Genomic DNA, 18,733 nt, shown 5'->3' with positions numbered 1-18,733 from the left:
CCCTAATCCAAATTATACCACTATTTCCATTTTAATTCATAGAAAAAGGCCATTTCTAAATGACCTTTTACACAATGTACCTATAAAATTTCTTATCTACCTGTAGCACCGGAAAGTTTTTCGGCAACTCGTCTATACTCACACTTTGAAAATCATTCTTTTCATAAAAACGATGTGCCGCTAAAAATTTTACTGTTGTTCCTAAGTAAATATCTTTCAATTTTTTATCCTCAGCCCATGAAATTGCTGTTTGAAGCAACATATGTGATGCACCCCATTCTTTTCCGCGAAACTCTTTTTGTACGAACATTTTTCTTAGCGCTACTTGATGATTCTCAATATCTAATAAAGCTACTGTTCCAACTACTTTACCATCATAAATTGCTACCCAAAAGTTTCCGTGATCCTTTTGATAGAATGTTTCTATTTCAAGTAAATCAGGTTGCTCTTCTTTCGTAATTGAAACATTATACTCTTTTTGCTGAATATGAACGATAAGATCTACTACTTCCTCTTGAAACGTACTTTCATATGGAACAATACGAATCTTCTCGTTCATCGAATCTCTTTCCATTCTGAAGCTAGTAAACTATATACAGCGATATCATGAAAATGATCATATAGCCATTCTTCATCTCGTAAAATACCATCTAACTTAAATCCTAAACGTTCTGGAATTGCGCGGCTTTTCGCATTTCCAACACCGCACCGAATTTCAATTTTATTCAGCTTTAAATTTTCAAATGCATAGTGAAGTACAGCCTTTACGCTACGCGTCATAATACCTTTCCCGCCAGCATCTTCTGCAAGATAATACCCAAGACTCGTCGCTTTCTTCCCCCAGCTCACTGGATGAATGCCTACCATCCCAACGAGCTTTCCTTTGTAACGTATACCACTTTCAAAACCGTCTCCCTCTGCAAACTTCTTTAACCACATCGGAAAAATTTCATCATAAGCATCAGCAGATTTTGTCCCATCTACCCAAGGGAGCCATTTCCGTAAATGATTACGGTTTTGATCTAATAATTGATATAATTCCTCTTTATGATGTTTTTCTAGTAATTGTAGTTCGATTTCGTCATCTACTCGGAGTGTGAACATGTTTTTTAGTCCCCTTTTTAGTTTTCTTATTATTCTAACATTTTTAGATGTAAAAAGTTAAATATTAACACTTTCTTTTGATTTTCTTTGTATAAAACCAGAAGAATACGATACTCCCGTAATAACTAATATCATTCCTACAGATTGTGCAGATGTTATATTGACTCCTTCAATAAAAGAAATAAGTATTGTAACAACAGGCACTAGATTAAAAAATAAAGATGTCCTTGCTGCACCAATTTGAGCAATTCCATTATTCCACCATAAGTAACCAAGCACACTCATTCCAATTGCCATAAAGAGAATTGCTCCCCATGCCAACAAAGGAATTTCTAAAACTGGTACTATACTTTTTTGTGTAGAAGATATGATAATAAAGGCAAGTGCACCAATAGTCATCGTATATGTCGTCGTTTGTATTGGATTACCAGTTTTAATAAACCGTCTGCCTAGCACGCCGTATAACGCCCAGCAAATATTCCCTAATAAAATATAAAAATCCCCTTTTGAAAATGATAAATGTTGTAGTATTGTAAACGAACCTTGTGTAAGTACAAAAACAACGCCAATTAGTGCAAGTAACATTCCAATAGCTTGGCGCTTCACAATTTTCTCTCGTAAAATGACACTTGCTAACAGCGTCGTAACGAGAGGATTTGTCGCCATAATAAGTGCACCATTAACAGCTTCTGTATATTTCATTCCTAAAAAGAAAAAGAAGTTAAAGCCGAATACACCAACAATACCTAGGAAAAGATAATAGGTCCTATTCTGCATCCATACTTCCAGATCAAAATCTTTTCGTATTTTTAACAAACATAACATCACAAATGCAGCAATCCCAAAACGCCATGCTGCTATATGAATTGCTTCGAAATACTGCACCGCATATTTCGAAGCATTAAATGTCCCACCAGTAAATATCGCAAAACCTAATAACTGCGTATATACTTTATTTTTCATTGCCGGCCTCCAAGTCCTTTTCTTCTAGAAAACCGTAATAAATTTCTAACTTCTCCTCCGTTAGCTGAACAACTTTTTGCAATTGTTCCTGCTGTTCTTTTAATCGCTCCAAGTGCGTTGTTAAAATGGAAATTCTCTTTTTTACTTTCGCTGGTACTTCCTCTTTCTTCTGCCTAATTTCCTCTATAATGCACCCATCACTTGCAAACTCAGCCATCTCTTCTAATGACATCCCAGTTTGTTTTAATGAATATAAAAATTTTAATAAACGTACATCGCCTTCTGTATATTGACGAATACCACTATATCGCGTTGGTGGTGGTAATAAACCTAATTTCTCATAGTAGCGCAAAGTGTGAATGCCCATCCCTGTTAATTCTGCTACTTCACCGATTTTATACATGTTCTCTCCCCCTTGTTTTTACATTTTCATCTTACAACCTAGAGTTAGCTCTAGGTCAATACATAAATAAAAGTTGAACACAACAAAAAAGACGCACAGCCAAGCTATGCGTCTTTTCTATTATTTCTCTGCAACTTGAACTTCTTTTACGTAAGCCGCTTCGAATTTTTGGATGTCACCTGCGCCCATGAAAATTAGAACGCCGTTTTTATGTTTCTTTAATACATCCGTTGTTGTATCTGTAATTAATTCTGCACCGTCAATACGCTTTTGCAGATCTTCGATTGTTAATTCACCTTTGTTTTCACGTGCTGATCCGAAAATATCACATAAGTATACTTGGTCAGCTTTGCTTAGGCTTTCTGCGAACTCATCTAAGAACTTTTCTGTACGTGAGAATGTATGCGGCTGGAATACAGCGACAATTTCACGCTCTGGATGTTTTTGACGAGCTGCTTCAATCGTTGCATTAATTTCTGTCGGATGGTGCGCGTAGTCATCGATGATTACTTGCTCTCCCATCGGCTTTTCATTAAAGCGACGTTTTACGCCTTCAAAAGTTGTTAATTGATGTTTTACTGCTTCTACATCAACATTTTCATAATGGCAAAGCGCGATTACTGCTAACGCATTTAATACGCTGTGATTGCCGTATCCTGTAATTTTGAACGTATCATAGTACGTGTTACGAACGAATACATCAAATATCGTACCATCTGTTCTCTTTTGAATGTTGCGTGCTTGGAAATCATTATCTTCTCCAAATCCATAGAAAATAACAGGTACTTTCGCTTGAATTTTTTGAAGTTCTTCATCATCTCCACATGCAATAATGCCTTTTTTCACTTGCAATGCCATCTCTTGGAATGCACTGAATACATCATTGATGTCTGCAAAATAATCTGGATGATCAAAATCAATATTCGTCATAATTGCATAGTCTGGATTATAAGACAAGAAATGACGACGATACTCACAAGCTTCAAATACAAAATACTTACTATTTTCTACCCCATGCCCTGTTCCATCTCCAATAAGGTAAGATGTTGGGTGTGCACCTTGCATTACATGGGCTAACAAACCTGTTGTTGATGTTTTTCCGTGTGCACCAGTTACAGCAACACTTGTGTATTGGCTCATCAGGTCACCTAAGAAATGATGGTAACGATGGACTGGGATGTTTAATTCTTTTGCTGCTACGATTTCTTCATGCGTATCAGGAAATGCATTTCCTGCAATAATCACTTGTCCTTCTTCTACATTATTCTTATCAAAAGGAAGGATCGAGATACTACGCTTTTCCAACGCTGTTTGTGTAAAGAAACGCTTTTCATAATCAGACCCTTGAACAGTATGCTTCATATCATGAAGAATTTGCGCTAATGAACTCATTCCTGTTCCTTTAATTCCTACAAAATGGTAAACTGTCATCTTAAAGAACCTCCAACATTTCGAACTAATACAACGGCCTATCTATAAGACAGTATATGAATCTTTTCTTATTTTGGTAATCATCATACATTTTTGATGTAGTGAAGTTATTCTTTCCCTTCACTTATCAGGATAAACTCGTACGTACTTCTTTATATGTCCATAATAAGTCCATTATAGCAAAAAAGAAGCCGCTATACTATGATAACAGAAAAACTGATAGGGTCAATCACCTATCAGTTTTTCTCTCTTTTACATCTCTTCTCTTTTTTCTAATTGAACACGCTCTAAACGTGGGTTTGGACGATATTTACGACCAGCTTTTGCTTCTGGTTTCCCATTTAGTTCTACATTATCACCAGTAAAGCCAATATTCATTTTTAATAAGCTACTTCCTACCCCGTATATGTCAACAGGTACGTTTTGAGCTTCAAATTCACGAATACGCTTCTCATCAAATCCACCAGTTACAACGATGTCTACATGCTGGAATCCTTCTTCATCAAGTGCTTTACGAAGTGCGAATACAAGCGATGGGTTTACACCACGTGGATCGAATGTTCCAAGTACTTCTGGGTGGCGAATAAAGTATTGATCAATCATCGTGCGGGACGTATCTACACGTACACCTTTTAATGTTGATCCAAATTCACGCGCTACGCGAAGTGCATCTGTAATAACATCATTATTGTAATCAATTAGTACAACTAATTCATCTTCTGGGAATTTCTTATGATATGCTTTTGCCGCTTCCACAACATCACCATTAAACATTTGAATTAATGCGTGAGGCATCGTCCCCATACCACTTTTGCCCCACCATTCATTCATCGCATGCGTCGCTTGTGCGCTCATACCTCCGATGTATGCTGCATAACCGTCACCAGCTTGTTGTGTATAATGATCATCACGGTCTCCCATGAAAATAACTGGTTTTTCTTTATCTACGCTACGCGCAGCTTGGACAACGTTATATACGTTTGTCGCAACCGATGTACGACGAGCTAAAATCCCATCAATGACACCTTCTAAAAATCCGAAATTTTCATAAGGACCATGAATTGTTAACACTGTTTCAAATGGACTAATTTTATCGCCATCTTTTAAAGAGTTAATTTCAAGTTCCTCAGGATTTTTAGCGAATGTTTGTAGCAATGCAATTACTTCATCCGTTCCGCAAAGAACTGCATTTTCCTTTTGGAAAAATTGCATCGTTACAACACTTTTCGGGCGAAATTCTTCGATGATTTCTCTAGTTTTTAAAAAGTAAACGGCAGAGAACCAACCTTCTCCAACACGTTCGTCAAATTTAAATGTTTTATTTGTTAGTCTATTTATTTCACCTTTTAATTTTAATTCAATTTCTTTCATGTCGCTTTACTCCCTACTTTACTATCCAACATTTTCTCTTAGTATACAGCAAAACCGTTTACTATACATTTGTTTCCTGCATAGCGGCAAATTCATCCTCAGAAATAAGGACATCTCTCGGTTTCGTTCCTCTACCTTCAGAAATAATTCCTTGCGATTCCATCTCTTCAATGAGACGTGCCGCGCGATTATAACCGATGCGGAATTTTCGCTGTACAGAAGATGTGGACGCTCCCCCTTGTTCTACAACAAATTGACATGCATCAAGGAACAATTCGTCTTCCGACTCAGCTTGTTCTGTTTTCGCTAATAAATCCTCTTGCTTAAATAAGTAATTCGGCTTCATTTGCTTTTTCACATGATCAACTGTTTTTTCAATCTCATCATCCGATACGTATACACCTTGTACACGAACTGGTTTAGATGTACCGTTCCCTAAGAATAACATATCACCACGGCCAAGTAATTTCTCCGCGCCCCCAATATCAATAATCGTACGCGAATCAACTTGAGATGATACAGTAAACGCAATACGCGTTGGAATGTTTGACTTAATTAAACCTGTAATAACATCTACAGATGGACGCTGCGTCGCTACTAATAAATGAATACCACAAGCACGTGCTTTTTGCGCAATACGACAAATCGCTTCCTCAACATCACCAGGTGCTACCATCATTAAATCGGCTAACTCGTCAATGACAATAACGATATAAGGTAATGTCTCTCCTGGAATTTCTCGCTCACTTACAATCGTATTGTAGCGAGTTAAATCACGAGCACCTGCGTGTGCAAACAATTCATAACGGCGTTCCATTTCCTCAACTGCCCATTTTAATGCAGCTGTCGCTGCTTTTACATCCGTAATAACAGGTGCTACAAGATGCGGAACAGAATTGTATGGTGCAAGCTCAACCATCTTCGGATCAATTAACATTAACTTCACTTCATGTGGTTTCGCTTTATATAAAATACTCGTTAAAATCGCGTTAATACACACACTTTTACCTGAACCCGTTGCACCCGCAATAAGTCCGTGCGGCATTTTTCGAATATCCGTTACAATTGGGTCCCCTGAAATATCAAGTCCAAGCGCAACAGTAAGCGGTGATTCACTCTTTGTGAATACAGGACTTCTTAAAATTTCGCGAAGAAATACTGGCTTGCTTTCTTTATTTGGAACTTCAATTCCAATTGCACTCTTCCCTGGAATCGGCGCTTCAATACGAATATCTTTCGCAGCTAAACTTAACTTAATATCATCACTTAAGTTTGTAATTTTATTTACTTTCACACCTGGGTCTGGCTGTACTTCAAAACGAGTTACCGCTGGCCCTTGCGATACATTAATAACATGTGCGCCAACGTGAAAATTATTAAACGTTGTATCTAATAATTCTTTCTGCTCCTCTAACCATTCTGTATTATCTAACGCTGATTGCTTTGGAATCGACAACAGCGCTAATGGTGGAACAGTATATGTCGGTGGTGTATGCAATACATTTCGCATATCGTTCTCTCTTTGATTTACAACATATGCTTTCTCTTGTACTTCCGTACTTGAAATTGGCTTTTGTACTTGCTCTACCACTACTTGCTGCATTGGTTGCTCTTCCACTTGTGGTTCTGCTACTACTTGCTGCACTGGGCGTTCTTCCACTTGTGGTTCTGCTACTACTTGCTGCACTGGGCGTTCTTCCACTTGTGGTTCTACTACCACCTGCTGCACTGGGCGCTCTTCCACTTGTGGTTCTACTACCACCTGCTGCACTGGACGTTCTTCCACTTGTGGTTCTACTACCACCTGCTGCATTGGGTTTTCTTCCACTTGTGGTTCTGCTACTACTTGCTGCACTGGGCGTTCTTCCACTTGTGGTTCTGCTACTACTTGCTGCACTGGGCGTTCTTCCACTTGTGGTTCTGCTACCTCTTGTTGTACTGGCTTATTCTCTACTCGTACATTAGCAGAAGGCTGCATTGCATTTGCTCTAGCTGCATGTCTTTCCATTAATCGTGTTCTATCTTGTTTCAACATAACAACATTAAATGGTACATGGCGCTTTTTCTCACGTTTTGGTTCTTCTTTTTGTACAACTGGTTGCTCTTCTGCGATTGGTGTTTCTTCTACAACTCGTTGCTCTTCTACGACTGGTGTTTCTTCTACAACTCGTTGCTCTTCTACGACTGGCGCTTCTTCTACAACTCGTTGCTCTTCTGCGACCTGTGCTTCTTCTACAACTCGTCTATTTTCCTCTGTTTCTGCAATTAAAACATTCGCAAAGCTTTGAACATCTTTCTTCGTTTGTTCATCAGCCTCAGCAACATGTATGAATTCACTCTTTTGTTCAATTGCTTCATCTTCTTGCTGAATTTCCTCAAGTGCTACAAATGTCTCTACTACAGGCGCTTTTGTTTCTGCAATCACTTCTGTTTCTTCTGCTTCCGCAATTACTTCCACTTCTTCTGACTCTTCTGTTTCTGTAATTACTTCCACTTCTTCTAGCTCTTTCGCTTCCGCAATTACTTCCACTTCTTCTGTTTCCATAACTACTTCTTCTGGCTCTTTCGTTTCTGCAATTACTTCCACTTCTTCTGACCCTTCTGCTTCCACTTCTTCAGGTGCCTCTGTTTCCATAACTACTTCTTCAAGCTCTTCCGTTTCTGCAATTACTTCTACTTTTGACACTTCTTCTGGTATTTCCACAATGATTGTTTCTTCAAGTTTTTCTTCTGCTTTAACAATCACTGATTCTTCTGGAGCTTGCTTTTCTACTTCAATAGTAGGTTGTTTTATTTCTGTGTTACGTTTAATTTCTTCTGATAATATTGTATCCTCGTGCTCTACTTTAGAAGCTACTAATTCTTCTTGTAGATTGTTTTCGTTTAACACCACTACATCTTTTTCTAGCTTAGCACTTTCCATCTGCTCAGCTACTGTTTTATGAAGTAATTCATCCGCTGAAACTTCCTGCGGTGTACTCATTTCTTGAATCACTTCTTTTTCTTCTACTAAAGGCACTACTTGGCGTTCGATTTCATAACCGTTTTTCTCTAGCCATTGATCAACTACTGACTTTTCTTCCTTTTTATTCTCTTCATATTGTTGCTCTCCTTGCTGGTTAGCAGCTCTATGACTAGAAGAAGTTGGTGCTTGTCCTTCTGAGAAATCAGATAATTTATATCCTTTTTTCTCTAACCATGCATCAACGACTGATTTACCCTCTACAGATATTTCAAGGTCTTCTCTTTCCTTTACTTCCTCCTGCTTTTCTTCCTTTTTCTCTACTGAAGGACGATTATATCCATAAATTGGCGAAATCATTTCTGTTGGACGAAATGGTCTACGGTTACTCTCTTGCGAAGGTGCAGATGCCTTTTTAACGACAGACTCCCGCACCGGTTCATATTGCACTTCCGGCTCTTCATATGTAGAAACTACCTTTTCCACATACGGTCGTCTGCTTCTTTCCACCTTTATTCCTCTTTGGGCAGTAGGTTCTTCATATGTTACTCCTTGAACAGGTTGTTCTTCGAAGCGATTTACTTCGCTTTCATCCTCTTCATCGAACCCATTATCCGGTACTAAAGGAAAACGGCATTTACCTGCATTCCTACTTGCCATTTGTGCTTCTCTTGCTTCAGTGTAGTGGTTTACACGAGGAATTTTCGGCTGACTTTCAATTTGCTTTGGTACTTCTTTATTCATCGCTGTTTGTTCTTCCTCTTTGTTAAACAGCTTTTTCATCCAATCTAACATGCTTACCACTCTTTCTACTAAATAGTAACATCCTTTATTGTATCAGCATTCGGCAAAAAGTGCAGGTAAAATTAAGCATGTCATATTTATCCACAATATTCTAATTTACGAGTGTTTCATATAGAAAAACGCAGCCTTTCATGTAAGACTGCGTTTAAGCTTTACTCTTCCGATATGCATCTACACTATCCGTTACACTTTGCAATAAAGAATTTACATACTGCGGGTCAGATAATTTTTTATCTTCTTCATGGTTTGACATAAACCCAAGTTCTAATAGTACGCCAGGAACCTTTGCCCAATTAAATCCAGAAAGATCATCCCGAAATTTAATTCCATTTACTTTCACTTGCTGGTTCTCCCTCATTTTATTAACAATCATTTGAGAGATTTGAAGACTTTCCGCATAAATCTCTTTCGTATACGGACTTCCTTCTGCCGGTGTCAATACAGCAAATCCACTTTCGTTTGGATTTTCAGAACCATCTGCATGAAGACGTAAAAATAAATTAGCCTTATGATTATTTGCGAATGTCGCCCGTTCTTTATTACTTATATCAACATCTTGTGATGTTCTCGTCATTAATACTTGTATCCCTTTTGCTTCAAGCTTTTCTTTTAATAAAAAAGCCATTTCTAATACAAGTACAGCCTCTCTCTTTTTCGTCACAACACCCGTTGTACCGTCTGTCACTTTATATTTTTGCGTTGTTGCCCCTGGTCCAATTGGCTCTAAATTTAAATTCGCTTTTTGTTGATGCCCTGGATCAATAACAACGAGAAACTTCTCTTGTTTTTCATTACTCTCTACTTTTTGTTCATTATTTTGCACTGGTTGCTCAGTTGGCTGTACTGGCGTAGTTTCTTCTTTCTTTTCCTCAGATGATACTTCCTCTTGCTTATGTTCTACTTGCTCATTCGTTTGAATTGCTTGTGACTCTTCATTCTTTTCTTGTTCTTGCTGCTTTTCTACCGGTGCGTCTTCTTTGGTATCTTTGTTTTTCTCTTGTATAGAAGATGTAGTTTCTTTTTTCGGCTGCTCTTGTGAACAACCGGCCATATATATTCCAATGAATGCAATCATGCTCATTATTTTTATATACTTCATACTTCTCTCCCATCACTTTGCACCGGATTCAAAGTTTTTCTTATAATTGCCCTATAATCTCATCCATATTTCCAATATAAACTGGCTGCCATTTTTCTGTACCACGTTCTGCAGTATAAACCGGATAAGCGTCATCATCTATATTTACGAAAACTGGATCGCCCATATCCGTTTCATATCCAATTGTAATCCATCCTTCTTGCCACTTTCCGTTTTCTTCACTTATTAATGAATTTTTATGTTTATCGTATCGGTAACCGATTTGTCCTTTTTCTAATTCACTTTCACTAAACACATATATTTCATAAGTACCTAGCTCAATATCTTGCTGTTTTGAAGTTTCAATTCGTTTTAGAAGTTCTGCGATTTTTATTTGTTGTTTCATACGTCTATCCCCTTCTATTTTTCTAAATTTTAACTAGTTTGTTTATAAAATACAATATAGATTTTAAGAAAAAAGGTGACATCCTTATAATATGAATGATTTTTTGAATATATCTGTCACAACTCTACATATATCAACGATTTTTCAAATATATCTATCGTAACTCTACATATATCAACGATTTTTCAAATATATCTATCGTAACTCTACATATATCAACGATTTTTTAAATATATCTATCACAACTCTCAATATATCAACGATTTTTTAAATATATCTATCGTAACTCTACATATATCAACGATTTTTCAAATATATCTATCGTAACTCTACATATATCAACGATTCGACACGGAATATCGACTTACCAACAAAAAATGACAAAACAAAAAGAGAGACTGTCCAAAAGGACAACCTCTCTCTTCTTATATCAATTAAAATTTAAACTCTTGTCCAACTTCAAAGCTATCTTCTAATACAAGGATACCTTTTTCTTGTGGAGCATCTGGAAGCTCTAATTCACGTGCAGAGCAGATCATTCCAGAAGAAGGAACACCGCGAAGTTCTGCTGGTTTAATTAACATACCACTTGGCATTACAGCACCAATTTTTGCAACGACAACTTTTTGTCCTGCATCAACGTTTGGTGCACCACATACGATTTGTAATGTTTCTGTACCGATTTCTACTTTACAGATGTTTAGCTTGTCAGCATTTGGATGCTTTTCTTTTTCAGCTACATAGCCTACAACAAATTTCGGAGAAAGATCTGCTTCTACTGTTTCTTCAAAGCCATTCTTCGCTAAAATTTCGTTGATTTTCTCTACAAGCTCTTTCGTTAATGTAAGGTTGCCTGTTTCTTTTACTTCTAAGTAAGAAGATGCATTAAAGATGTTGAATCCTGCTGTTATATTGCTTTCACGATCATATACGCGTGCAACATCTCCTTTGCGATCAAAAGTACGGTTCTCTAAAGTAATATCTTGTAAGGCAACAATTAAAGTGTCACCAATTCCTTCAAGGTTGTAAAAAACGTTCACTTCGTTCATCCTTTCTCTTTTCCATCTGTCTTCTTCCGATTTTTCGCTAAAATAAAGATTGGTTCAAATTCTCCATCTTCATATACGAATGAAAGTGATGTAATCGGAACATGCCCTTCGGCAAAAAATTTCATTGTCATTTGTGCAATAATATCATAACCGATTTCGTTGACGATATCAGCAATAATTAATACATCTTGGTGAGGAACAGCAACAACCATGTCACCAGAAATCTTTTCACGCATCGATTGTAGTAATGATTCGTTTAAAATACGAGTCGCGTCATACCCATCATTTGTGTTTAAAAAGTAGAATGTATTACCCGCTACTGTGTCTTGTTTAAATTCATAACCTAATGAGCGTGCGTTGAATAATGCCATTTCACGCACTTGCTGTTCTGTAAGTTCTAATTTTTGTAATAGACGCTCATCAATTAGTCGATACGTTTTATTCGAATCTAGCGCGTAGTAAATACGTGTTTCCGCCGTATGATCCGTCATAATAAACGGATTTCCTTCTTCTGCTTGTTTCGGGAAAGAAGTAGAGCGAATAACAGGTAAAATTTTCGCTCCGCTATTTTCTTCTTTATGCATCGCAATTAGCGCTTCTTGTACGTAATAAGCAACTTCTTCAATTGCCTTTTCCTTGTTCACTTCCCATTTTGCCACAACTCCTGGAAGCGATACGTTAATACCTTTTTTGGAGTCTTTTTGTTCAATACGTAAAACTTCTTTCTCACTATCATACTGAAAGTCCCATTCTGGGCGAGATAATTTCTTTATTAACTCATCTTTCATCTTTTTACTTGTCATCTTCATCTCTTTTTTCCTCCCTTCCAAAAAAATAACCTCCCCCGCGAAGGTAGAGGTTGTTTTACAATTCAATTGGCAAATTGCCTTATTTTAAACCTTCAATGAACTCTTCGATTTGTTCTTGTGTTTTACGATCTTTGTTTACATAGCGACCAGTTTCTTCACCTTTATTGTACGCTACAAAGCTCGGAATGCCAAATACGTCTAATTTTACACATAGATCAATAAACTCATCACGATCTACATAGTAAAATGAGAAATCACTATATTTCTCTTCTACTTCTGGCATAAATGGATCTACAAAGCGGCAGTCTGGGCACCATTCTGCTGAGAACATAAAGACTACATTCTCTTCATTTTTTAACTGTTGGAATTGCTCCATGCTTTCTAATGACTTCATCTATATTTCCTCCTCTAACGGGTGCATTTTTCATGTTATAATCTTTCTTTTATACTACCATACATCGCGCACGGTGCAAGGTTTATGCTTGCTTTTTGTCATACTTATATTGCCCAACTAACAACTTAACAACGTGTACAAATAATTCCGTGCGGTCGACATAATCATCTGTAAAAATACCGATAGCACCTTCGTGACTACGAATATCTTTTCGCTGCACAAACTCTTCCATCACTTCGCTTAATTCCTTACCATCTTCAAGAGGTGCTAAAAAATCGTCTGGTAACGTAATACGCGCTCCTCCGGCCACAAATACTTTCCCATCCATTGTTGCTAGCGCGCCCCAGTTACACATAAATAAACCGTGCTCCGTTTTCATTACGCCGCCTTCTAGTCCAATACCAATTTGAGCTTCTCCTTCCTCTAGCGCTCGCTTCGCTCTATTGATCGCTCCTTGCATCGTCTCTTCATCTGAGAAAGGCTGAGCTGATACTCCTGACGGAACAGAAAGAGATGTAATTTCAGCATCTTTCCAAACCTTCTCCACAGCGCCAACCTTCGTTTTATTCTTTGATCCTACTACTACTTTCATTTCGTTCACCTCTATAAAAATTCATCATTCTATTCTAATATCCCTATCAGATACGAATTAAGCATCAACAACTACCACATATTACCAAGTCATCTATTCAGCCTAAAAAAGAAGGTTTTTTCTAGCAACATTACCGTCTTCGAAAACAAAAACAGCCTTCCTCTCACTTCCTACTTGGGGTCTTCATACATCATTCGAACACCAATTAAGCACTGACCACTCCCACTCATGGATGGGTCATCTATATTCAAGCTAAAAAAGAAGGTTTTTTCTAACAACATTACCGTCTTCAAAAACAAAAACAGCCTTCCTCTCACTTCCTACTTGGAGTCTTCATACATCATTCGAACACCAATTAAGCACTGACCGCTCCCACTCATCGCTGGGTCATCTATTCAAGCTAAAAAAGAAGGTTTTTTCTAACAATATTACCGTCTTCAAAAACAAAAACAGCCTTCCTCTCTTTTCCTATCTAGGGTCTTAATACACCATTCGAGCACCAATTAGGCACTAACCGCTCCCACACATGGATGGGTCATCTATTCAATCCAAAAAAAGAAAGGCTCTTCAGCCCTTCTTCTCTACGCGTTATTTTTAATTGTCTCTAACGTCGTTTTATCCGTTGCTCTTACAAGCTTCGTAATTAACTCTTTTGCTGCCGCATAGTCATCAACATGTAAAATAGAAGCATGTGTATGAATGTAGCGTGCACAAACACCAATTACTGCTGATGGGATACCTGAGTTACTTGTATGTACACGGCCCGCATCTGTACCACCTTGTGAAATAAAGTATTGGTACGGAATGTTGTGTGTTTCTGCTGTATCTAAAATGAATTCTCGCATTCCTCTATGTGTTACCATCGTACGGTCGTAAATACGAAGAAGAGCACCTTTTCCTAATTGACCGAACTGTGTTTTGTCACCAGATGCATCGTTGGCTGGACTTGCATCAAGCGCATAGAAAATATCTGGTTGAATCATATTTGCAGCAGTTTGAGCACCGCGAAGACCAACTTCCTCTTGTACAGTCGCACCAGAGTACAATGTGTTTGGTAATGTTTCGTCTTTTAATTCTTTTAGTAATTCGATTGCAAGGCCACATCCATAACGGTTGTCCCAAGCTTTCGCCATAATTTTCTTTTCGTTTGCCATCGGCGTAAACGGGCAGATTGGCACGATTTGTTGTCCTGGTTTTACACCAATCTCAATCGCATCTTCATAGCTATCTGCACCTATATCAATTAACATATTTTTTATATCCATCGGTTTTACACGTTGCGCGTCACTTAATAAGTGAGGAGGAATAGAACCAACAACCCCAATAACAGGACCATTCTTTGTCATCACTTGTACGCGCTGAGCTAATAGTACTTGGCTCCACCAGCCGCCTAATGGTTGAAAACGAAGCATTCCGTTTTTCGTAATTTGCGTAATCATGAAACCTACTTCATCCATATGACCTGCTACAAGAACACGTGGGCCAGTTTCGTCCCCTTTTTTCAGACCAAATACGCTACCTAAACCGTCTTGTACAATTTCATCAGCATATTTGCTTAATTCTTGCTTCATAAAACGGCGTACATCATGTTCGAAACCTGATGCACCTTGTAATTCTGTTAACGTACGAAATAATTGTAATGTCTCTTTATTCACGAAGTCCCCTTCTTTCAAACCTTAGTAGAATACCTCTTTTATTGTAACGAAATTTTCGAAATGTTTCTAGTTTCTTCTTTTTTAGCTGTATTTGCTTTATAATTATTATCGGTACACTATTTTTATTTTATAGAATTGAGGTGAATATATGAGCTGGAAAGGTTTAGTAGCAGGTCTTGGCGTTGGGTTCGCAGCTGGTTATTTCGTTGCAAACAAAGTACAAGAACAATCCCATATTTCTTCAGAGAAAGCATTGAAAATGGTGAAACAAGCATTAAGTCATAAAGGTGAAATTACTGGCTCTTGGGTACATATGGTTCCAGAGACATTTGAAAAATATGATGTCGCATATGAAGTTTATCGCGGCGGTCTTACAACGATGTTAAATGATATACAAGAACGATTTGAATTTTTAGTTGATGCTAAAACAGGTACTGTTTTAGAGGTTATAGCAGCATAAAACGGAGGGTTCCCATTAGGTGAACCTCTTATTTTTTAATTGTGGATAGTGATTAAATTTATATCGGCGATTTTTCGAATATATCGGCGCAATTCGATTTATATCAGTGATTCCTCAATTTTATCGGCAATTTCCCCACTGTATCGACTTACCGAAAAAGACCAACAATAAAAAAGAGGTCGCTCCAACAAATATTCTGGAACAACCGCCTCTTTTTATGCTTCTATACTCGTTTTTCTCTCTATCTTTTCTACAATGTGACCTTCCTCATTCCACTTTACCGCCCGGTAATATGCGTCATGATAAAAAGTAAACCATGCTCCTTTTTCAGCTCCATACTTCATCCACTTTTGCTTATTTTCAATCGATGTCATCGGATAATCATCGTATGCCATTACCCATAATACATTTTGATGGGCGTGCGTCGGCAATAGGTCTGCTAAATGAAGCATCGTTTCTCCTTGGCTTTCTAAAGCAATAACTGCATGTCCATCACTATGACCGCCTGTATGCGCCATTTTTATTTCAGCTGTAATTTCTATTTCTTGCTGAAACGTAACAACTTGATCTACAATCGGCTCCCAATTTTCCTTCCAATATGTATTACGGGATCTAATATTTGGACTTCTCATTTCATTCCACTCTGTTTCACTTACGTAAACTTTCGCATTTGGAAAAGTTGGTACAAGTTGATCACCTTCCCATTTCGTTAAACCAGATGCATGATCAAAATGAAGATGCGTCATTAAAACGTAATGAATATCTTCAGGCTTTAGTCCCAGCTTTTCTAAAGAATTCTCAACTGACGACTCTTCCGTTACACCTTGATTCCGCTTCATCTTTTCATTCAATTTACCATTTCCTATACCTGAATCAATGAGCATGTTGCCGTCTTTCGTTTGCAAAAGTAACGGATCTGTTCGTAAATAAATATGATTTGTATCATTATGTTTATATTTACGTGACCAAAGTACTTTCGGTACAACGCCAAACATTGCTCCACCGTCTAAATGTGTATTTCCACCTTTTAACCATGTCACTTTTATATCACCAATTTGTAACTGTTCCATTTTTCATCCCCCTTTCCTTTCAATACTAACATAAAATTCTGATTATTTTAGATACAAAAAACCTATGCATTACTGCATAGGTTCTGTACGATATTTTGCTTCTACTCGGTAAATGCGATGACCTTTACTAGAGAACTTCTCTTCGTATTCTGTCATAATGTTTCCTTCATAATCACTATTATGAAGATCTAGGCTAAGGTAAGTTAATAACATACCATACTCAGCCATACTCATTAGAGAGTATTCAAATAAACCTTGGTTATCTGTTTTGAAATGAATTTCTCCGCCTTCTACTAACACTTCTTCATAATTGCGTAAAAATGTTTTATACGTTAAACGACGCTTCGTATGACGTTTCTTTGGCCAAGGATCTGAGAAGTTTAAATACACGCGATCGATCTCACCTTTTGCAAAGAAAACTGTTAAATCTTCAGCATCTTTATTAATTAACTTTAAGTTCGGTAATTCTTCTTCAATTAATTTATCTAGTGCATCTACAACAACACTTGTGAATTTTTCAATTCCAATATAATTAATATGAGGATTCGCTTTTGCCATATCATACATAAAGCGGCCACGACCTGTACCTACTTCAATGTGAATGGGTTGCTCATTCCCAAATACTTCTTTCCAATTACCAGCGCGCTCCTCTGGGTTTCCGATTACGATATGTGAATACTCATTAATTCGATCCATTGCATATGGTTTATGTCTTAAACGCATAGATGTTTCCCTCTCTTTACATAGCTATTTTAAAGGAATAATTCCTTCTTTCTGTTTTAATCAATCTACCAAACAAAAAACCAAGTACGTACGAGCACTCGGTCCGTTTCTTTCAAGTATAAGATGTACCATTTTGATAAAAACTACATACAGCATTAAACATTCCATGACGAAACAGCTTTTTCTCTTACATTTGAAGAGAAAAACAATCGAAAGGATGATCCGTTCATGCCAATTAATCAACAACATCAATTAGAAGTGCTGAAAGATATTTTAGTCAACCACCAAAGTGATTGCTGCGGGACAGTTTCAGAATGCGAGCAATTAGAGCGCCTCATTCAATCGTTACTCGCAAACGATAATATAAGTAGTGACGCTAAAACAATGCTAAACGATGTATATTCTTATAGTCAATCGGGTAAATCTTCCTCTAATTTGGACAACCATATTTCCAATAATCAAGAACAACTTACTCAGTGGATTGCTGGAATGGACAATTTTTCTTAAGTATCATTCTGAAGCAAGTAGTTGCTGTAAATATTGATGCCAATATTCAGCTTCTGCTTGCTGTTTTTTTGTTGTATGCCATTGAATAGACAAAATCGTTTGTGCTATCACATACCATCTCATACGCCTAAGCAGCGATTCATCCATTTCAATATCATAGTAACCGAGCCACTCACTCCATTCCTGGCGCGGAATGTACCAATATAATAACATACCGAGGTCTAGAGCTGGGTCAGCAATTACAGCTCCATCCCAATCAATTAAAAACAATTCATCTTCATCCGACAATAGCCAGTTGTTATGATTTACATCACAATGGCATACAACGAATTCATTGTATTCAATAGCTTTTAATGAATCCATTAAATATTGAAGGCCTTGCTGAATTGTTTCATCATCCCTTATATCTCCTCTTAAAACGAGTTGCAGTTGTTGTAATAACTCTTGTGCGTGAAGCGGCTGCTTCCCAAGTCTTTGAATCATCTGTACAAGCGCTTTAGAGGAGTGTATTTTCTTCAAAAGTTTCGCAACACGTTCTAGTTTCATATCCTCTGGCTCTAGCTTCTGTCCCGGAAGCCATTTTTGAGCAGAAATTACATCACCATTCGTTACCCTTCTTGTCCAAAGTAATTTTGGAACAATTCCTTCTGCTGACAATACCGCTAAAAAGGGCGATGTATTCCGCTTTAAAAATAACTTCTGTTGTCCGTTTTGCGCAATATATGCATCGCCCGTTACTCCACCAGCCGGTACAAGACTCCACTCTTTTCCTAATAATTGTTCCAACCATTCCATATTCATTACCCGTTAACAAATCCTTATCTTTTATAGTTATGAAAAGAAAAACCGCAACATTTCTACACATGTTGTGGATTCATATATTTTACTGTAAATGAAAAGAAAAATTAGCCTAAGCCAAAAATCCTCTATTTTATTTTACAAAACCTGTCAT

At 37.5% G+C, this 18,733-nt stretch carries 19 protein-coding genes; 2 read left to right on the top strand and 17 right to left on the bottom strand.

The window, feature by feature from the left end; genetic code table 11:
• Positions 1-67 precede the first annotated feature (67 nt).
• The 14 genes from ACTFO4_RS01030 to ACTFO4_RS00965 form a co-directional block, all read right to left on the bottom strand.
• Positions 68-559 (bottom strand): GNAT family N-acetyltransferase, encoded by a 492-nt coding sequence (locus tag ACTFO4_RS01030; protein WP_061457774.1) that lies wholly within the window; start codon positions 557-559, stop codon positions 68-70.
• Positions 556-1,104, bottom strand: a complete 549-nt coding sequence (locus ACTFO4_RS01025) for a GNAT family N-acetyltransferase (RefSeq protein WP_000494681.1) — start codon at positions 1,102-1,104, stop codon at positions 556-558. The genes ACTFO4_RS01030 and ACTFO4_RS01025 overlap by 4 nt, the downstream gene beginning before the upstream one ends.
• 57 nt (positions 1,105-1,161) lie before the next feature.
• Entirely contained in the window at positions 1,162-2,067 is a 906-nt protein-coding gene (locus ACTFO4_RS01020) for a DMT family transporter (RefSeq protein WP_078421197.1), read from the bottom strand.
• Complete coding sequence (locus ACTFO4_RS01015) at positions 2,057-2,470, bottom strand: MerR family transcriptional regulator (RefSeq protein ID WP_000276605.1); 414 nt, start codon at positions 2,468-2,470, stop codon at positions 2,057-2,059. Before ACTFO4_RS01015 ends, ACTFO4_RS01020 begins: the two co-directional genes overlap by 11 nt.
• A 120-nt stretch (positions 2,471-2,590) precedes the next feature.
• Positions 2,591-3,901 carry a UDP-N-acetylmuramate--L-alanine ligase gene (gene murC / locus ACTFO4_RS01010; protein WP_000219468.1) on the bottom strand — a complete coding sequence of 437 codons (1,311 nt, stop codon included), beginning with the start codon at positions 3,899-3,901 and terminating at the stop codon, positions 2,591-2,593.
• A 252-nt stretch (positions 3,902-4,153) separates the two neighbouring features.
• Positions 4,154-5,272, bottom strand: a complete 1,119-nt coding sequence (locus ACTFO4_RS01005) for a nicotinate phosphoribosyltransferase (protein WP_000658370.1) — start codon at positions 5,270-5,272, stop codon at positions 4,154-4,156.
• Positions 5,273-5,333: 61 nt separating this feature from the next.
• On the bottom strand, positions 5,334-9,029 hold the full coding sequence (locus ACTFO4_RS01000; protein ID WP_440013263.1) for a DNA translocase FtsK: 3,696 nt from the start codon (positions 9,027-9,029) through the stop codon (positions 5,334-5,336).
• A 154-nt stretch (positions 9,030-9,183) separates the two neighbouring features.
• Positions 9,184-10,137: an N-acetylmuramoyl-L-alanine amidase gene (locus ACTFO4_RS00995; protein WP_326234574.1), complete on the bottom strand. Its 954-nt coding sequence runs from the start codon at positions 10,135-10,137 to the stop codon at positions 9,184-9,186.
• A gap of 40 nt (positions 10,138-10,177) precedes the next feature.
• Positions 10,178-10,522 carry a hypothetical protein gene (locus tag ACTFO4_RS00990; protein ID WP_000813166.1) on the bottom strand — a complete coding sequence of 115 codons (345 nt, stop codon included), beginning with the start codon at positions 10,520-10,522 and terminating at the stop codon, positions 10,178-10,180.
• Between the two features lie 434 nt (positions 10,523-10,956).
• Positions 10,957-11,571 (bottom strand): YtpR family tRNA-binding protein, encoded by a 615-nt coding sequence (gene ytpR / locus ACTFO4_RS00985; RefSeq protein WP_326263005.1) that lies wholly within the window; start codon positions 11,569-11,571, stop codon positions 10,957-10,959.
• On the bottom strand, positions 11,568-12,380 hold the full coding sequence (locus tag ACTFO4_RS00980) for a DUF1444 domain-containing protein (RefSeq protein ID WP_000784588.1): 813 nt from the start codon (positions 12,378-12,380) through the stop codon (positions 11,568-11,570). Before ACTFO4_RS00980 ends, ytpR begins: the two co-directional genes overlap by 4 nt.
• A 79-nt stretch (positions 12,381-12,459) precedes the next feature.
• The gene (locus ACTFO4_RS00975) at positions 12,460-12,774 is read right to left on the bottom strand and encodes a thioredoxin family protein (RefSeq protein WP_000838193.1); all 315 of its coding nucleotides are present in this window, start codon (positions 12,772-12,774) and stop codon (positions 12,460-12,462) included.
• An 82-nt stretch (positions 12,775-12,856) separates the two neighbouring features.
• A complete protein-coding gene (locus ACTFO4_RS00970; protein ID WP_326234575.1) occupies positions 12,857-13,366 on the bottom strand; it encodes a DUF84 family protein in 510 nt (169 codons plus the stop codon).
• Positions 13,367-13,947: 581 nt separating this feature from the next.
• Positions 13,948-15,021: a M42 family metallopeptidase gene (locus tag ACTFO4_RS00965; RefSeq protein ID WP_326234576.1), complete on the bottom strand. Its 1,074-nt coding sequence runs from the start codon at positions 15,019-15,021 to the stop codon at positions 13,948-13,950.
• 148 nt (positions 15,022-15,169) lie between these two features.
• On the opposite strand from ACTFO4_RS00965, the gene ACTFO4_RS00960 reads away from it, so the two are divergent.
• Positions 15,170-15,481: a PepSY domain-containing protein gene (locus ACTFO4_RS00960; protein ID WP_000118540.1), complete on the top strand. Its 312-nt coding sequence runs from the start codon at positions 15,170-15,172 to the stop codon at positions 15,479-15,481.
• Between the two features lie 215 nt (positions 15,482-15,696).
• On the opposite strand, the gene ACTFO4_RS00955 is transcribed toward ACTFO4_RS00960, so the two are convergent.
• A complete protein-coding gene (locus ACTFO4_RS00955; RefSeq protein WP_000436845.1) occupies positions 15,697-16,551 on the bottom strand; it encodes a YtnP family quorum-quenching lactonase in 855 nt (284 codons plus the stop codon).
• 69 nt (positions 16,552-16,620) lie between these two features.
• Positions 16,621-17,274 (bottom strand): tRNA (guanosine(46)-N7)-methyltransferase TrmB, encoded by a 654-nt coding sequence (trmB, locus tag ACTFO4_RS00950; protein WP_001239381.1) that lies wholly within the window; start codon positions 17,272-17,274, stop codon positions 16,621-16,623.
• A gap of 228 nt (positions 17,275-17,502) precedes the next feature.
• Between trmB and ACTFO4_RS00945 the strand changes: the two genes are divergently transcribed.
• A complete protein-coding gene (locus tag ACTFO4_RS00945; protein WP_001122235.1) occupies positions 17,503-17,781 on the top strand; it encodes a YtzH-like family protein in 279 nt (92 codons plus the stop codon).
• A gap of 3 nt (positions 17,782-17,784) precedes the next feature.
• Here ACTFO4_RS00945 and ACTFO4_RS00940 read toward each other — a convergent pair whose 3' ends face one another.
• Complete coding sequence (locus ACTFO4_RS00940) at positions 17,785-18,582, bottom strand: phosphotransferase family protein (RefSeq protein ID WP_001986674.1); 798 nt, start codon at positions 18,580-18,582, stop codon at positions 17,785-17,787.
• Positions 18,583-18,733 lie beyond the last annotated feature (151 nt).

Source organism: Bacillus cereus group sp. MYBKT14-1 (assembly GCF_051915185.1).
GTDB classification, from domain to species: domain Bacteria; phylum Bacillota; class Bacilli; order Bacillales; family Bacillaceae_G; genus Bacillus_A; species Bacillus_A cereus.
The sequence above is the reverse complement of the archived record's forward strand: the minus strand, read 5'-3'. Positions and strand labels throughout refer to the sequence as shown.

Coding starts and splice junctions, on each gene's coding strand:
- ACTFO4_RS00955 (WP_000436845.1), bottom strand. CDS start 16,551: ATGGAACAGTTACAAATTGGTGATATAAAAGTGACATGGTTAAAAGGT.
- ACTFO4_RS00990 (WP_000813166.1), bottom strand. CDS start 10,522: ATGAAACAACAAATAAAAATCGCAGAACTTCTAAAACGAATTGAAACT.
- ACTFO4_RS01015 (WP_000276605.1), bottom strand. CDS start 2,470: ATGTATAAAATCGGTGAAGTAGCAGAATTAACAGGGATGGGCATTCAC.
- ACTFO4_RS01000 (WP_440013263.1), bottom strand. CDS start 9,029: ATGTTAGATTGGATGAAAAAGCTGTTTAACAAAGAGGAAGAACAAACA.
- ACTFO4_RS00940 (WP_001986674.1), bottom strand. CDS start 18,582: ATGAATATGGAATGGTTGGAACAATTATTAGGAAAAGAGTGGAGTCTT.
- ACTFO4_RS00995 (WP_326234574.1), bottom strand. CDS start 10,137: ATGAAGTATATAAAAATAATGAGCATGATTGCATTCATTGGAATATAT.
- ACTFO4_RS00980 (WP_000784588.1), bottom strand. CDS start 12,380: ATGAAGATGACAAGTAAAAAGATGAAAGATGAGTTAATAAAGAAATTA.
- ACTFO4_RS00970 (WP_326234575.1), bottom strand. CDS start 13,366: ATGAAAGTAGTAGTAGGATCAAAGAATAAAACGAAGGTTGGCGCTGTG.
- ACTFO4_RS00960 (WP_000118540.1), top strand. CDS start 15,170: ATGAGCTGGAAAGGTTTAGTAGCAGGTCTTGGCGTTGGGTTCGCAGCT.
- ACTFO4_RS00975 (WP_000838193.1), bottom strand. CDS start 12,774: ATGAAGTCATTAGAAAGCATGGAGCAATTCCAACAGTTAAAAAATGAA.
- murC (WP_000219468.1), bottom strand. CDS start 3,901: ATGACAGTTTACCATTTTGTAGGAATTAAAGGAACAGGAATGAGTTCA.
- ACTFO4_RS01030 (WP_061457774.1), bottom strand. CDS start 559: ATGAACGAGAAGATTCGTATTGTTCCATATGAAAGTACGTTTCAAGAG.
- ytpR (WP_326263005.1), bottom strand. CDS start 11,571: ATGAACGAAGTGAACGTTTTTTACAACCTTGAAGGAATTGGTGACACT.
- ACTFO4_RS01025 (WP_000494681.1), bottom strand. CDS start 1,104: ATGTTCACACTCCGAGTAGATGACGAAATCGAACTACAATTACTAGAA.
- ACTFO4_RS01005 (WP_000658370.1), bottom strand. CDS start 5,272: ATGAAAGAAATTGAATTAAAATTAAAAGGTGAAATAAATAGACTAACA.
- trmB (WP_001239381.1), bottom strand. CDS start 17,274: ATGCGTTTAAGACATAAACCATATGCAATGGATCGAATTAATGAGTAT.
- ACTFO4_RS01020 (WP_078421197.1), bottom strand. CDS start 2,067: ATGAAAAATAAAGTATATACGCAGTTATTAGGTTTTGCGATATTTACT.
- ACTFO4_RS00945 (WP_001122235.1), top strand. CDS start 17,503: ATGCCAATTAATCAACAACATCAATTAGAAGTGCTGAAAGATATTTTA.